The organism is Paenibacillus sp. NPDC058367, assembly GCF_042723305.1.
GTDB lineage: Bacteria > Bacillota > Bacilli > Paenibacillales > Paenibacillaceae > Paenibacillus_AQ.
The window spans coordinates 1,999,976-2,015,763 of the sequence record NZ_JBHXIZ010000001.1; the positions used below are offsets into that span (position 1 = coordinate 1,999,976).

A 15,788-nucleotide genomic window follows, 5' to 3' on the forward strand; every position below is an offset into this window, starting at 1 on the left:
TCTTCCCTCCTACTCGACCCGTACGATCCACAGCTTTTTTCCCTGCTCCAAAAATTGTCCGAGCCGCTCGCCATCACTTTTCTTCAGCTTCAATTCTGGTGTCGCCACCTTGCCAGTCGAAGTGAACCGATTATTGTTGTTTCCCTTTTCTGAATCCAGCACATCATTATTGTCTTCTGTTCGCACATAATTCACGGTGACTCCAGATATAAACACCTCCTTTGCAGGTTCACTAATTGAGCTCTGCACGATCAGTTCCTCCTCTTCCTTCTTGTTTGGGCTAAGCGATTCACTCCGCCTCTCTCGGTCTCCATCAACAAGATAAATATCTACCTTATCCCGGCTGCGCAGTGAACCATTGATGGCATAGATCGCTTCCTTTGGTATAGGAAAAATCCCTTCATCCTTGAGGGGTTCTAAATCACTAACATCCACTAAGGATGCCGTCAAAATACTTCCGTTGGTCAGATTTACATTCGTAATTTTATGCTCCACTTGTGCGATTTCTGTAATTACACCCGAAGGTATATCCTTGGTCTGAACAGAATCCAGATATAAATCACTTGCTTTCAGCTCATAGTTTTTTGGAAGAAGCTCCCCGCCTTCCACCTTGATTTTGACCACAGTTCGGGATAGTACGTAGGGCTTGAAGTAGAGATCATAGCCTAGCAATCCCCCGACTCCAGTAATCAAAATGAGACTTGCGAAGAAATAATTGCGTTTCAACAGTTGCCTACGCTGTAAAGCCAAGCCTTCCACCTCCTCAAAAACACAGTTTTGAAAAACGACAAAAAGCAACTTGGCGTAAATAGCCAAGCTGCTGGTAAAATGCTTTTTTACCTGTAGAGATTTAGAGAGCTATTAGATTATAGAGTTCCGGTAAAAGCGCTCAGGTTCATACCATAGGCTCTCACCGAAAAATAACCTTTTATTTAAACACTACGGTCTTATTTTGATGGACGAGGATCCGGTCTTCGATATGCCACTTCACCGCACGAGCCAGAACAACCCGCTCAATGGTGCGTCCAATCCGCTTCAGCTCGATGACATCATCACCGTGACTTACCCGCTGCACATCTTGTTCAATAATCGGCCCACCATCAAGCTCTTCTGTAACATAGTGAGCAGTTGCTCCGATAATCTTTACCCCGCGTTGGTACGCTTGAGCGTAAGGATTACCGCCAATAAAGGCCGGCAGGAAGGAGTGATGAATATTAATAATTTGGTGGCGATAGTGCTCAATAAACGACGGTGAGATAATCTGCATATACCGAGCCAGAATTATAACATCAATGTCGTCTCCGATGACCTCAAGCTGACGTTTTTCCGCCTCAGCCTTAGTATCAGCTGTAACTGGAATATGGTGAAAAGGAATGCCGAAGGACTCGACATACGATTTCATATCCAAATGGTTGCTCACGACGAGAGCGATGTCGGCTTCTAGATCACCAGCTTGCCACTGCCAGAGCAGCTCCACAAGACAATGGTCTTCTTTAGAGACAAATATGGCTAATCTTTTCTTATGACGAACATTGAAAATTTTCCAGTTCATCTTGAAACGTTCAGCCACCCCACCGAACAAAGAACGTATCTCTTCCAGACGATCTCCTAATTCGGGAAGGTCAAACTCAACTCTCATGAAGAACATTCCGCCATCTGGATCCATTGTGTACTGATCCGATTGCACAATATTCGCGCCATGCTGATACAGAAAGTGTGATACAGCCGCCACGATTCCCGGTCCGTCAGGACAAGAAATGAGCATACGCGCCCGGTTGGAATAAGACTCAACACCTGACGAATTGTTTCTTTTTACGTGTAATTCCATGATCCTCATCCCATCCTCTCATCTACATGTGCAATCTGAAGTCTAACTTATGCGTGAACGAGCACTTACTTGCCTGCTAACCATGCAATCAAGCGATGATTAATGGCTTCCTCGCTCAATTGCGGGAACAGCTCGGCAGCGATGACTTCATCATATAGACGCTCCAGCGGTTCACGTGGATCAGCTTTTTTAGCCTTGGCATCGTTCTTCAGCATCTCCCAGACATTAAGCACAAATTGACGGGAATCGATCTCCTTATTAGCAAAAAACTCACGCAGTTTTTCAACATCCTCTAGAAACTCCGGTCCAAATCGTTCCGCTACGTTACCACGGAGCAAAGCAATCTCTACCTCATACATCGGACGCTGTTTCTTCGCATCTTTACCAACCCATGGCGTCTCAAGAATGAATGGCAGACCTGTCAATTTCTCATGATGGACGATTTTGTTAATCGTATCAAAACCGATCCAACCCGAACCAATTGGAGTGTGACGGTCTTTACCTGCTCCACATGGATTTTTGCTGTCATTGATATGGATAACCCCAAGACGATTCAAGCCGATAATCTCATCAAACTTGTTAAGAACGCCATCCAAATCATTAACGATATCATAGCCAGCATCATGAATGTGACAAGTATCAAGACATACGGACAAACGCTCGTTATTTTCAACCTTATCAATTATAGAAGCAATCTCCTCGAAGCTGCGCCCGATCTCTGTTCCTTTACCAGCCATAGTTTCTAGGGCGATATGAACTTCAGTTTCATTAGTTCCCCCAAGAACCTCATTAAGTCCATCTGCAATCCGCTGAATACCGTATTCTGCATCCTTATCAGTGAATGCACCTGGATGTAATACGATATGCTTGACCTCAAGCGCATGCGTACGGCGGATTTCCTCTTGTAAGAAATCAACGGCCAACTGATACGTGTTCTCTTTATAGGAAGCGAGATTAATAATGTAAGGTGCGTGGACGACAATCTCCTCCACACCGTTTTCTTTCATTGCTTGCTTTCCTTCAACCGGATACATGGCATCAATCGGCTTGCGGCGCGTGTTCTGTGGCGCTCCTGTATATATCATAAATGAGCTGGAACCATACTCATTTGCTTCATTTGCTGCGGTCAAAAGACCCTTGTCCGAGCAAGACACGTGTGAACCTATTTTCAGCATACTTCTTCCCTCTTTCCTTCACGAATTACCCCCTATTCTACCGTGATCAGAAAAATAAATCTAGACAAGGTCAATATGCTGGGTTCTGCTTCGCAAAACTTTGGAAATAAGCTATACTTTAATATGAGATTAAATTATGTGAGAATACTCATTGCCAAAAGGTGGTGTATGCATGTCTATCCAATCAGGACTTGGTTTATTATCCGCAACACCGAGCAATTGGTTCATGAACTCTATCGCTTTCTGGACATTTATGCTGCTGGGTTCCATGTGTATCGGCGGTTTTTTTATGTTCCGGAAATTCCTAAAGGTGTTGCCGAAAGCTGATGGAAAATCAAAGCTGGACTGGCAAAATTACTGGGTAGAACGCAGCCGTTCACTCTGGAGTGATGAATCAAAAGCTTTCTTAGACCAGCTTGTTCAGCCTGTGCCCAGCCCTTTTCGCGATATCGCCAAACATTCCATTGCTGCCGAGATCGGTAAGATCGCTGTGGAAAGTAATGCAAAAGAGGTAACTCGTGATCACTGCATTAAAGGTTACATAGTCGCCACACCACGGCGTGACAATCGTTTCCTCGTCAATTTTCTTGAAAAGAATAAAATCGACTACTCTGCTTACCAGCATTTGTTCAAGTGATTGATAATCTGATGTTGCGTTCAGAACGGAGGCCAACCTTATGAAATATGTAATATGTGGCGGCACCGGTTTTATTGGCAGCGAACTAGCAAAATACTGGCTACTAGCAGGCAATGAAGTTGCAATCGTCGGTCGCAATCTACCTAAGGCTGCACCTTATCATCCTAAGCTGAGTTACCACAAATGGGACAGCCTTAACAATGATCAAGTGCCTATAGAAAATGCGGATGCCTTGGTCAATCTTGCTGGCGCTTCTCTTAGCCAGCGTTGGAGTCCAAGTGGTAAAAAGGCAATCATGCAATCCCGTCTTGCAACCGTTTCCGCTGCTGCTAAGCTACTCGACCGTTTGAAACACAAACCTTCTGTAGTCATTCAGGCGTCAGCTGTGGCTATTTACGGAACCACTTTGCAAGATACTTTTAATGAATCATCGCCAGCCCATGTCATGGACTTCCCTTCTGACGTGGTTATGACATGGGAAGAAGCTACTGATGAAGCATACATGAATATCCGTGTGATCAAGTTGCGTACTGGGGTTGTGCTCGGTAACCGAAACGGAGCATTCCCCAAGATGAAGCTTCCCTATTTACTGGGTTTTGGTGGTAACATCGGCGCGGGAAACCAGTGGGTATCCTGGATTCACCTGACGGATATCGTCCGTCTAATCGATTTTTGTATTCAGAATCCCACCATCGCCGGTCCTGTTAATGCGACTGCACCACATCCGGTCACGAACGAAGAGTTCGGTAGAACGATCAGCAAAGTATACAAACGGCCGCATTGGTTCCCACTACCCGCCATCCTGTTAAAAACAGCAGTAGGTGAATTGTCTGAGATCTTGCTCAAAGGACAACGCGTTCTTCCATCGGCGGCATTAGAACATGGCTTTATCTTTACCTTCCCCACACTTCAAACCGCTTTAGAAGATTTGAAAAGCCAAAAATAGCAGAATTAACATTCTTTGCTTGTACTCTTCATCCCATGTGGAATGTGTAACTTCCTTTTACAATCTTGAATACGGTCCCCTCTGACAGCGGGTACTCTTTGTAAGGGATCATGGCTTCGCCTTGAAAAAGCGTTCCATTTCTGGAGTCGAGATCCTTAAGTACGAATCCGCTTGGGCTCCTAGATATCTCCGCATGTACTCTTGAAGCTCCTTCTGATCTTTCTACATACTGAGCTACTTCTGCCGATCGGCCAATGATAAAACTAGTTCGGTTTAACGCTATAGTTTCCGACTCTGCCTCTTCCTCATCGCTTCTTTTGAGATAAGGAACATTTCGAGCTAGCTTCTCATTTCGTTTGCCTTGCTCAGGTGTTTCCTCCCGTGATAATAAAGCGGTTGGGGCTATTGGACCTGGTGGTATTACAGAACTATCCTCCTCTTTCCTTGATTCAGATCGCACAGACGGAATGTTAGATAAAGGGTCGGATGGATGCTGATCTCCCTTTGGAATCGATGCTGCTGGACGCACAGGGGTCACAGGATACCTACCGAAATCCCACTCCAGTTCTCTTCGATTCGGACTCCGGTTTGCATCTTCAGAATCCTCACTCGTATGTTCCTTTTCTTCGTCACTTCCAAACCTAATTCTTTCGCTCCATACCATCCAGCTAAAAGCAGCCAAGGCAATCGTTGCGATCCCACAAACGGCTAGCCATAACGGTTTTGGGTTATTCAAATATAGGAATTTCCATAATAATGCATCACCCAATAAGCAAACTAGAATAATATAGGTTCTTGAGCTTGAGGGTTGTGAATTCGTCAACTTATTATCGTCTGTAGACCGAAGAGACCTTTCCTCTTCTTTCACCCTAAAATTCGGACTGGAATAGCTATTTAACCACGGAGCTGAATTCTGCTGCGTACGCAGACCCTTATCCTCGTTCCGCTCACTCATTTTTTTCTGGGGAGCAGGCACCTCATTCACAAACAGTTCCCTTACTCTCTCTTGCATTCGTCTTTCAGGCTCTGCCGGACGTACTTCTGTCAACTTAGGTGATGTGTATGCCATTTCTGCGTTATTACTGAATTGTCCTCTACTAGAGTCGCCCTCTGTCAACAGCTCTGAGAGAAGACCCTTTAAGCCCGCTGGTGTAAATTCTTCTTCCCCACAGTATTGCAGCACTCTTTGAACACCACTGCCAGTAAGCTCTGTGATAGAAGCCATCATCACCATGATCAGCGATTTGAGAGACTCTCCCAGCCTAGAAACAGGCTCATTCCCCTGAACAGGGATATAGGTGAGATATACCTTACCACTCTGCAATGATCCTTCAATAAAAATATAATCTTCATGCAAAGCATACTGATCCGCCCGAAGCATATATAACCTGCCATCTTCCATCCCTTGCGCAATTTGCAGAAGTAATCCAAAAAATGAGGTCATGCTCAACTTCTCACTTTTGAGCAAATGACTGAGCATTTTTTTACGCAGAACAGCATATTCCATCGTAACTTTTAAATCAATTTCCCTAAGTAACAACCTTAAATGATGAGGAATGTCAGTGTTCATCAGCATACGAGCTTGAACCATATTAAGCTTACCTACCGGCATTCCTTCTGGTTCGCCAAGCATCATATATATACCGTCCTGCTGTATAAAGTCACGGGATAATCCGTACAACAAGCATCACCACCTCCTATTTTAAAAATAAAGATAAGCGCAAATGGTACCAGGGACTACAGCCAGCATAAAGGGAAATCTCAACAGCTCATTATCTTTATTTATTAATAGGAATGAACTCTTCAATAATATAAATCCGGAAATTGTGTTAAAGATCTTACGCGTACGCCTGCCTGTCTCCCGTCTCTTTAAGACAATTAGCCAGCCTATCAAGGCCCCAAACAGTACGGAGTACATCACGACCTGCAATGTAAATAGCATTCCTGTCCACGCCCCAATCCCGGCAAAAAGCTTAACATCCCCTGCACCAACCGCCCCTATCAAATGCATAATTAGAAGCACTGCAAATCCTGCAGCGGCACCTACACCAGCCTTAAGCAGTCCATCCCAGCCGTTCATCAGCGCTTGAGCAAGCAGACCAGCAAGCAAGCCTGAGACAGTGATCCAGTTTGGTATTCTCATCGACTTTATATCCGTAATAAATGCAGCTGCCAGAAACGGCAGACATCCCCAGAAGGCCCACTCCGCCATGGATTACACTCCTTTCCCCTTCACTCATTTCACTACTGTGAACATCACCTCAATAGATCTACCGTCATCGAGCTGAATTACAAATGGCCACGAGCCCGGTGTGGTATTCACACCAATTTTCCACTCCCACTCGATATATCCGTCCGCATCCGCTTGTTTCCAGCCTAAATATTTAGCAGTGCTTCCCCCGCTTTTATAAAAAACGGATAAGCTAGCGGAAGCATTCGGCGGAATTTTAGCACGAACTTTGCCTTGCTTATTGGCTACAGCTGGATTCGGTTTCTCCAAAATCTTAATAAAATCCTCTGGTTGACCAGTGCCGTCATTGCTCTTATTTGTACCCTCTCCTGTATCCCCGATCCAAAGACGTTCAACAGCACTTGCCTCAAGTACAATGCGTTGGTTTAGAAAGGGAACCTTCATCGGCAGCTCATAGCTAACCACTAATCCAAAGTAAGGTCGGGTACCATTCTTTAACTCAGGCACGATAATGTTGGATACATGAATTCGATCATAATCCAGTAAGTCTGATGACAGATACGGCTTTAATAGGGGTTTTACCGCTAGATCCAGTACACTTTCAGAGGTCTCAGCCTGTAGCTTCTGCAGAGGTCCCTCGCCCTTCTCTAAAGCTGACATGACCCACTCATTCAGCGGCTTAGGTAATGACATTGCATAACTGTTGCCCCAATCTGTAAGTGACAAGCGAGGAATCGTCCAATTCGATTCGGCTTGATTGCCAGCGGATAGGTCGGTGCCATCCTTCACTGGATTAGCGCCAGCTTCGCTTGTTGCTCCCCATTTCTGCACAGCCAAAGCTGCCGGGTACATATGCGTTGAAATAGATTTCACAGTATCAGATGCTGTGCTTTGTAAGGCTGTTGAATACAAGGTCATCTGTACGATAGAAATTAGGAACAAAACAAACAGTAGGAAGATCGGAAGTACCATCGCCGCTTCTACTATCATGCTGCCTTCTTCCTGCGTCTTCCTCCTAATCCGGTACCCGTCCCCCATATCCTTACCAACCTCCTGCTAGTATGAAAAATCAGCCTGCACTGCTCTCATATATGTACTGCCTTGCACTTCTCCAGAATACCCAGCGCTATAGTCCAATAGCTTCACAACACCCGGTAGAAACCATAGTCGCATTCCAAGCTTAATATTCGATGAGACATACGTACTTCTTTCATCTGGATTTATTCCTGTGTTCAGTCGAATGAGAGCCAGCATCCGAGATAATTGAACATTCCCGCCTCCATGCAGCATCATGAACAGACGCAAATGATCACGATAAGTCAGCTGGGCCGGTAAATATTTAGACAGTGGTATGGAATCTTTCTCACAGAGTAACAACATGTCCTGAATAGCTTGCTGGATCCCATACAACAGTGCTGCGGCCAGAACAGCCAATGGGTTTCCTAAACTTCCCTTCTCAATAAAACCTTCCATCGTTCGAATAGACAGCCGCATGGCAAATATTTCAGCATACGCTGCGGCTACATTTCCAGCGGGATTATGAAATCCGTAAAGAATGTATTCCAGCTCTTGCGCTTGAGGATTAAGCTGGTCTGTAAGTTCGGCTGTGCCCTCAGAACCTTGTGCTAGAGTAGCTAACTTGGAAACATCAAAATGTTGAAAATAGAGAGCAGAATACTCCGTTTGAAAAAGTCTATCTCTAGCCCCTCCCATAATGCCACCCATCGCTGCATAGATTCCGTCCATATCCTCCATCGCCGAACTCCCAGCAGTATACGGGTTAGTGCTGACTTCAGATTTAACAAGTGGATCTGATACTAATTCCTTATTAAAAGCAATATTCTCCTCGTAATATTGACGAAGTGTATCATAGCTTTTCAGAGAATCTGTCACTCCGTTACCCATCATTCGAATCTTATCAAGCAATGCTTTCGCTTCACCCAGCTTCGATTTTGCTTCTCTCTCCAATTGCTTACGCTCTTTATCTGAGCTACGGTGCTGTTCGATTAAAGCCAAATCACTAACGATAATACTTCCCTTCTTACCGTAATTCTGTAGATAGTTATTCACTACGCGTGAAGCTTCAAGAACAGAAGAGATCATTTGATAGGAGTCACCATATTCACTCAAAGCTTCATACAGCACACCCGACATTCCTGTTACGATAGGTTCAATGGCCTCGTAAGAACTTTGCTGCATAGATATACTATTCTCCATCTGACTTAGATCAGTTGAGGAGAGAATCAGTGCATCTTCCTGCTCACGCAGCTTTTTAAGCGGGTCTGAGCTTATCTCTCCTGAGCTCGCCGGAATATCCCAGTCATTAGCAGGATCATTTGATAGATCCACCCCCTCCATTCGTGACTGTTCCAATATATTTCTCATCTCGTCATTCAATTGCTCTGCCTTCTTTAACGCTTTATTCGCTCCCTCCATTGTTCTTTCATGATCTTCACGAAAAGCTGTTAATAAGGCAGGAAGCCGCGATAACATTTCAGTAGTTCGACTCCGGTAGAGAGACAATTGATAAGTGTACTTTGCAGGCTTTTTACTATCACGATAAAGATCATCGTAATATTTCCCAAGATAGTCACTATACTGTGCAGGAATATCCGCCGCCGATTGCATACTTCCGAGTGAACTGGCAGAAATGGACTCTTCAGGCGGATTCATAATCCATTGAAGTAACCTTCTTCCACTCTCCGCAGCTTGGCTTCTTTGCTCTAACATAAGATCCAAAGCCTCTTCTCGCTCGTCATATAACGGCTGCAGCTTACTGAGTAGTTCAGTAGCCCGTGAGGCCTCTGCCATTACTCCTGACATCGGCTTGAATTTACCTGCCAATTCCAAAGCAAAATCCACCGGAGCCTTATACTTCATTTCCTCCAGTATTTGTCGACTCACAACATCATAGCTACCCAGCGGTCTGCTCCATTTCAAAGACGACGATTCCAAAGCGAAGGGTACAAGATTGAACGCGTCACTCCTACCACTTTTATGCATATTATCATTGAGTACCTGAGAAAGCAGCATATCCCCGTCACTCTCTCCAAAGGCAAATAAACCATACTTTTCTCGTAGCTCAACATCGTAAGATGACATTACAGAGCGAACGCTAGCCCTCGCTAAACGTTCCTCCTGAACATTGAAGGCAGCAATCCGCGCATAGTCAATCAGCACAGCGGTAAACAGAAAGACGAAAGCCAGCACCATAATTAAAAAAATTGAGACTGAACCTTCCGTTTTGCCCTTACCCTGCCTCTGTTTCTTTCGACTCTTACCGCTAACAAGGAAACTGGTAAAGATGCTCCTCATCAAAACCTCCCTCCTTATCCCTACCTTCAATAGATACAAGATCCATTAGTAAGGAAATATTCACTTATCCTGAAGCTTGGTCATCATCGCGGATGCATCCTTCTTCTCCATGTGGACTCCAGACCCACTAGTACCCTCTGAACCTCCCTTGAACTTAGCCCCGAAGTAACGCATCAGGTCGACCGTACGGATAAACTCAACAGGCTCAGCGATGATAGATTGAGTTTTTACAGTTGGCTTTGCCTCATCAGACAAAACTTCATCAAGTACAGGTAAGTGCAGTAGACGATTTAATTCAGCACTTACTTTCCGTCCTGCAAGTGAATATGCGTAGTTCAAATTTCCCGGCATATTATTCGGAATCATAGAGGACGAATGTCTGAGTTTAAGCACTGGTAGATCACTTTCCTCTGACACTTCACCAGGTAGCTCTATTGTCGCGCCATCACTTCCAGCTTCTCCGCCGAATAAAGAGGCTAGCAAAGCATCGTCTCCAATTCTCCAATAAAGGGAGTCATACTCACCTGCAGCATAGGAGCCAGAAACCTCTTTGTGGCTGTTGTCCCAATTGTAAGCCGCACGCTCAGTAGCCCCTGAGGCCACTTGCAGGAGCATAGATTTCTGGTAGCTATACAAACAGAAGAACAGAAGAAGCATTGTAATACACATGACCATTGGTAGCAGAATTGAAGCTTCAATAGTAAAGCTGCCTCGATCGTCCTTAAGCTTTTTCACTCGAATACTTCCTGGCTCTTTTCTCCTGCAGTTTTAATCAAAGCCTCCACTACTTCCTGAATTTTGTCCTTAAACAAAAGAACGACCGCAATCAGCACTGCAATAATCAGAATCATTTCCAGTGTCCCCAGGGCTTCCTCGTCCTTCCAAAAATTCTTCACGCTACCCAACATTGTCGTCATCATTAGTTTCACCCTCCTACACTTTTAACATCATGAATGCTGGCGTTCCCACCAGTACAATTACTATTAAAAAGATAACTACCATCGGAAAGACTAGTTTAGAGGAAGCTTGCTCCCCTCGCGTTCGGCTGATAGCTTTCCGTTTATCCCACAGCATCCGCGAGAGATCGCGTAGCGATAACACAAAATCCGCTCCACCTCTGCGATAATTCAGAAGAACCGTCGTCGTGAACAACGATACCTCCTGCACTGCACATCTCTTGCTAAAATTCTCGAATGCCTGCTGAAATGAATACCCTCCTTCCCATTCACTGGTCATGATCCTAAGTTCCTTATACAATGGGTGATTAACATCACCTCGGTGGCTCTCCACACAGCGGATAATCGACCGTTGCACAGTCTCACCTGCTCCTACCAGCAATACAATGCTGTTCAGAAGTTCTGGTAGCTCGAGCATAATATTCTGCTCTCTCACCCTCACCTTTTTATGTAAATCACTCACCATAGCAGCTGGTAGAGCTACCGCCAAGAAAAAACCTAGAATCAGACCTGTCTGATCGCCGCTAAAACCTGTGATCAAACTTCCACCCACAAGCAGCAACCAACTGTAGCTAAGCATCTCACCCATGAACAACAGGGTTCGTTCTGCACTGTAACGCATCCCATAACTTCGCTGCAGGGAACGTTGAATCCTGAACATCAATGATGGAAAACGGCTGGCGATGCCGGTTTTCTCAATGAGCAGTAGCAGCGGTTCACCCAGCTTTCGAAGACGTAATCCTTCCATAGGAAGTCCTCTTAATCGGGCATATCTTTTTCCGCATTTAATTCGTAACAGAGCCCAGACAACAAGTAAAAATATAGTGACTACTGCACATAGCCATCGCATGATTTCATCCCCTTCACAGCGGAATGTCCATTATTTTAGTAGTCCAGAGATAACATAAAAACAAAGCTACTAATGCAAGCGTCGATATGGCTATACCCGCTCCTGTGTACATGGGCTGCATGTAGTCTCCTGCAGTCAAACTCATAAAGATCACCATAATTAGTGGAGATATTAACAGCGCTTTCGCTTCGAATTTCTTCTGTGAAATGCTTACAGTAATATCTTGCTGAATATCCAGCTTCTCTCCAATAATCGTAGACGTACGGCGCACTACTTCTACCAGATCACCGCCTGTACGTTTACATACAGTGAACACGTCAGCGAACCGCTCAATATCTTCCATTCCTGCTCTTTCACTGAAATCCCGAAGCGCTTCCTCCACTGGCTGACCGTATTCCATCCGCGTACAGATAATATTTAGCTCCGAGATCATATCGCCGCCCCCCTCCGGGTCCAGCATACGTAAGTCTTGGACCGCTTCCCGGAAAGCATTCTCGACCGATCGCCCTGCTGAGAGTGAGGAAGACAATGAAAATAACGTCTGTTTAAACTGTAAATTAAGCATACTCCGGCGTCTTTTCAGCAAATAATTACGCAGCATACGAGGTGCATACAGCCCACCTGGCATAAGTAGTAACGACAGTATCCAATGATGATAAAAAAGATATCCCACTCCAAACAGCAGCAAACCACCTACTGCAATAGCCAGAGTTTTCTGCACCAAGGTCAACTCATATACCGTATAATCCGGCAATAATGAATGGCCTCTGGAATCAGCTTTCTTAGGCTTTTCAGCAGCAAACTTAATCTTAAACATTACCTCTTCCCCCTTTTAGAATTCAGAATCCAGCCTGTGATAACGGATAGGAGGTCACACCAGCCATTCTAAGCTTTGCTGTATGCATAAGCGGGTTTGCGCAAGAAACCAGCCCTCCTTGTACCCGGCCCTCTCGTTCACCGGACTCTCGAAATTCATATAGAGGGTTCAAGACCACTTCTCCATCTTTCAGGCCTGCAACCTCACTAATCTCCATCACTCGCCTAGAACGATCACGGAGCCTGGATAAGTGTACGAATATATCAATCGCCGATGAGATTTGCTGACGAACAACCGTTACCGGCAGATCCGCAGCACTTAACACCATCGTCTCCAGTCGACTGACCATATCGTGCGCGCTGTTACTATGCCCTGTGGACAAGCTTCCATCGTGTCCAGTGTTCATCGCCTGTAGCATATCGAGGCATTCCGCTCCCCGCACCTCACCCACAACAATTCGATTGGGTCTCATCCGCAACGAAGAACGAATCAAATCTCGAATAGAAATCTCCCCTCTACCTTCCGTATTCGCGTTCCTAGTCTCCAGGGAAACGAGATTTGGCACCGTTACAATCTGTAGCTCAGCAGAATCTTCTATTGTGATGACCCTCTCCTGTGAAGGGATAAACTGAGATAACGCATTTAGAAAGGTGGTCTTCCCCGAGCCCGTTCCCCCGCTTATAAAAATGTTGTATTTAGCACCTACTAAGATTTGCAGTAGCTCTGCTGCTTCCAGGCTTAAAGCTTCACGGCTCACCAATTCATTCATCGTCATCGGCTTCTCCGGGAATTTACGTATGGTCATCGCTGGTCCTTTCAGCGAGACTGGCGGAAGTACAATGTTCACGCGGGATCCATCCTTCAACCGAGCATCAACGATAGGGGAGGAATCATTTACTACCCTGTTAACACCGGATACAACCGTTTGTATAATGTCCTCCAGCCTGCTACTAGACTCGAATTCCAAAGGAAGACGACGAATCTGCCCCTCCTCTTCTATAAAAATCTCAGTATGACTGTTGATCATAATCTCCGTAATCGCCGGATTATCCACTAATGGCTGAAGCACATCCAAGCCTCGGAAGGAGTCAAATAGTCTCTTCACTAGCTCATGCTTCTCCAGCGCTGTTAAATAACGGAGACTTTCACTTTCTAGAATCGTTCGTTCGATATAGCCAGTGAGTTCACGGTTCCCTACTGCAGAAGTTACATCAAGTCCTGCACGAATCTCACTACGTAGAGCCCTGAACATCTCCTCATTCATGCAAGTTCTTCCCAGTAAAAACTAATGGGAGCGCTGGCTCTACAATCCGCTTACACAACTGCAAGATTTCCCGCTGAAATTGCGGAGAGTTCAAAAAGAGCTCCTCACGGTGTTGCAGCGTCCATGATGGGATAAAGGGACATACACCTTCAATGATAATTCCTTCAGGAGGCACCCATTCTTCCAAACGATCCACTGCAAAATTCACTACAAATTTACTCTTCTCCATCACATGGGGGGGCATGCCAGAGTTAGGAGCGGTGCAATGCGACAGCCATCTCATAGTCTTATACATGCTTACATCATCATTTTTCAGGACCCAAAGTAGAATCCCACTTCGCTGCAGCACAGCTTTCGCACGCTCTTCCTCGATGCTGCCGGTGTCCACAATAACAACATCAAAGTTTCTCTCCGCAACCAGCCGCTCTAACAAATCCAGCGTATCTTGCAAAGTCATCTGCAGCATTTCCTTCACATTAATAACTGGTCTGAAAGCAGCAGTTCGGAGGTGATCATATCTAATGAAGTATTGTCCTAATTCGATCGTATCCGCTTCAGCCTTGTCTCGATTGGCCTTTATTTCATACAGCAGCCTCTCTAGTCCAGGCGTATAACCTACAGGGATTCTGAGAAACAACCCACTGCTGTCTACACTCTCAAGGTTCAGATAGAACACCGAAAGGCCCATTTCACCAAGCTGCTTCGCCATATTCAATGCTATCGTTGTTTTGCCCATGTTGCCGCTGGCAGAGACAACCCCCAGCAACAGCGTTTCATCTAGTACAGAAGATCCTCTACCTCTTTGAACTTCACATAACTGGAGAAATGCCCCAAGGAGGGAAGGAAGCGCCTGATATTTGGCAATCATCACTCCCCCTCCCAGACTTTTAGCACTCTTACCGAGATAACCTCCATCCTCACTCAAAACTGCCCATGGAACCGTGCTTTTCCCTTCTACTAGCCAAGCCTCAATAAAAGAAGAATCCCCCACAACAGCATCCGGGATGTCCTCTCCCCTCATAAATTCGATAAAAGCATCCATTCGGCTAAAAGCCGTAATACGCAGTATTTCTCCGTACTCGCTGTGATGAAGATAGTGCAGTAATGGTTCGATATATTGACTTTCACGCACTGCGAGCACAACCCTTGCCGCCATGAAACCACGCTCCTTTCGATAAGAAGAAATGCATTATTTCCTCAAAAAAAGACAGCAAAAAAAGCACCGACAATAACCGTGGATACGGTAATTGAACGGTGCTTCCGTTACTATTCCTTTAATTTACAGCTATAGTAGCATATATATATGAAGGCAGCAATAAGTTTTTTCGCACACTAGCTGGATACTATACTCTCATCTTATCTTCGCGCCAGTTCTTAATGGCAGAGCGAATATCGGCAGGGTTGAGCTTCTCCTTCACCGCCCGCTGACACAGTGCTGAAAACTCATCATCACCCGCATAACGTAGCGCTATAATTTGGGCTATTTCAAGCTCTGGGCTCAAAGCTTCGCCTGTCAGACGGAAATAGCGAAACTGCTCTTCCACCCTCACCACGCGGTCCTGATTTTTTGTCGCATATATACGAATTCTTGTAATCGCAAAAAGTAAGCATAAGGACATACCGAATAACAGCAATGGCACCGTTAAAGCACCATCATCACGTATCTCTTGAACAGCATAAATCGCCGACCACACAAACAAAATTAGCGCAAGCGGCATCGTCACAAAATGAAAAGGCCAATCAAAACGCATAAATCCCTTGGGCTTGCCTTTATTCATAATTCATCTCCATATTTTATATGACTTGTAG

16 protein-coding genes are annotated in these 15,788 nt (G+C 45.2%); 2 read left to right on the plus strand and 14 right to left on the minus strand.

Features of this window, described 5'->3' with window-relative positions:
* Positions 1–9: 9 nt before the first annotated feature.
* From ACFWMP_RS08680 to ACFWMP_RS08690, 3 genes are all read right to left on the minus strand, one after another.
* The gene (locus tag ACFWMP_RS08680) at positions 10–750 is read right to left on the minus strand and encodes an SAF domain-containing protein (protein WP_042185555.1); all 741 of its coding nucleotides are present in this window, start codon (positions 748–750) and stop codon (positions 10–12) included.
* A gap of 178 nt (positions 751–928) precedes the next feature.
* Complete coding sequence (purU, locus tag ACFWMP_RS08685; protein ID WP_042193405.1) at positions 929–1,828, minus strand: formyltetrahydrofolate deformylase; 900 nt, start codon at positions 1,826–1,828, stop codon at positions 929–931.
* A gap of 65 nt (positions 1,829–1,893) precedes the next feature.
* On the minus strand, positions 1,894–3,003 hold the full coding sequence (locus tag ACFWMP_RS08690) for a deoxyribonuclease IV (protein WP_379423083.1): 1,110 nt from the start codon (positions 3,001–3,003) through the stop codon (positions 1,894–1,896).
* 172 nt (positions 3,004–3,175) lie between these two features.
* Between ACFWMP_RS08690 and ACFWMP_RS08695 the strand changes: the two genes are divergently transcribed.
* Positions 3,176–3,640 carry a DUF2621 domain-containing protein gene (locus tag ACFWMP_RS08695; RefSeq protein ID WP_042124904.1) on the plus strand — a complete coding sequence of 155 codons (465 nt, stop codon included), beginning with the start codon at positions 3,176–3,178 and terminating at the stop codon, positions 3,638–3,640.
* Between the two features lie 40 nt (positions 3,641–3,680).
* Positions 3,681–4,586 carry a TIGR01777 family oxidoreductase gene (locus ACFWMP_RS08700; protein WP_379423085.1) on the plus strand — a complete coding sequence of 302 codons (906 nt, stop codon included), beginning with the start codon at positions 3,681–3,683 and terminating at the stop codon, positions 4,584–4,586.
* Between the two features lie 28 nt (positions 4,587–4,614).
* Here ACFWMP_RS08700 and ACFWMP_RS08705 read toward each other — a convergent pair whose 3' ends face one another.
* From ACFWMP_RS08705 to ACFWMP_RS08755, 11 genes are all read right to left on the minus strand, one after another.
* A complete protein-coding gene (locus tag ACFWMP_RS08705) occupies positions 4,615–6,270 on the minus strand; it encodes a DUF6382 and FHA domain-containing protein (protein ID WP_379423087.1) in 1,656 nt (551 codons plus the stop codon).
* 18 nt (positions 6,271–6,288) lie between these two features.
* Positions 6,289–6,798 (minus strand): A24 family peptidase, encoded by a 510-nt coding sequence (locus ACFWMP_RS08710; protein WP_379423089.1) that lies wholly within the window; start codon positions 6,796–6,798, stop codon positions 6,289–6,291.
* A 24-nt stretch (positions 6,799–6,822) separates the two neighbouring features.
* Complete coding sequence (locus tag ACFWMP_RS08715) at positions 6,823–7,815, minus strand: TadE/TadG family type IV pilus assembly protein (protein WP_379423091.1); 993 nt, start codon at positions 7,813–7,815, stop codon at positions 6,823–6,825.
* Between the two features lie 18 nt (positions 7,816–7,833).
* On the minus strand, positions 7,834–10,092 hold the full coding sequence (locus tag ACFWMP_RS08720) for a hypothetical protein (protein ID WP_379423093.1): 2,259 nt from the start codon (positions 10,090–10,092) through the stop codon (positions 7,834–7,836).
* Between the two features lie 60 nt (positions 10,093–10,152).
* Entirely contained in the window at positions 10,153–10,827 is a 675-nt protein-coding gene (locus ACFWMP_RS08725) for a TadE family protein (protein WP_339245629.1), read from the minus strand.
* Positions 10,824–11,012, minus strand: a complete 189-nt coding sequence (locus ACFWMP_RS08730; RefSeq protein ID WP_379423095.1) for a Flp1 family type IVb pilin — start codon at positions 11,010–11,012, stop codon at positions 10,824–10,826. Before ACFWMP_RS08730 ends, ACFWMP_RS08725 begins: the two co-directional genes overlap by 4 nt.
* Before the next feature lie 13 nt (positions 11,013–11,025).
* Positions 11,026–11,901 (minus strand): type II secretion system F family protein, encoded by an 876-nt coding sequence (locus tag ACFWMP_RS08735; RefSeq protein ID WP_379423568.1) that lies wholly within the window; start codon positions 11,899–11,901, stop codon positions 11,026–11,028.
* A gap of 10 nt (positions 11,902–11,911) precedes the next feature.
* Positions 11,912–12,715: a type II secretion system F family protein gene (locus tag ACFWMP_RS08740; protein WP_339245626.1), complete on the minus strand. Its 804-nt coding sequence runs from the start codon at positions 12,713–12,715 to the stop codon at positions 11,912–11,914.
* Between the two features lie 22 nt (positions 12,716–12,737).
* Positions 12,738–13,979, minus strand: coding sequence for a TadA family conjugal transfer-associated ATPase (locus tag ACFWMP_RS08745; RefSeq protein WP_379423097.1), 1,242 nt, complete (start codon positions 13,977–13,979; stop codon positions 12,738–12,740).
* On the minus strand, positions 13,972–15,135 hold the full coding sequence (locus ACFWMP_RS08750; protein ID WP_379423099.1) for a P-loop NTPase family protein: 1,164 nt from the start codon (positions 15,133–15,135) through the stop codon (positions 13,972–13,974). Before ACFWMP_RS08750 ends, ACFWMP_RS08745 begins: the two co-directional genes overlap by 8 nt.
* 187 nt (positions 15,136–15,322) lie before the next feature.
* A complete protein-coding gene (locus ACFWMP_RS08755; protein ID WP_339801166.1) occupies positions 15,323–15,757 on the minus strand; it encodes a DUF6526 family protein in 435 nt (144 codons plus the stop codon).
* Positions 15,758–15,788 lie beyond the last annotated feature (31 nt).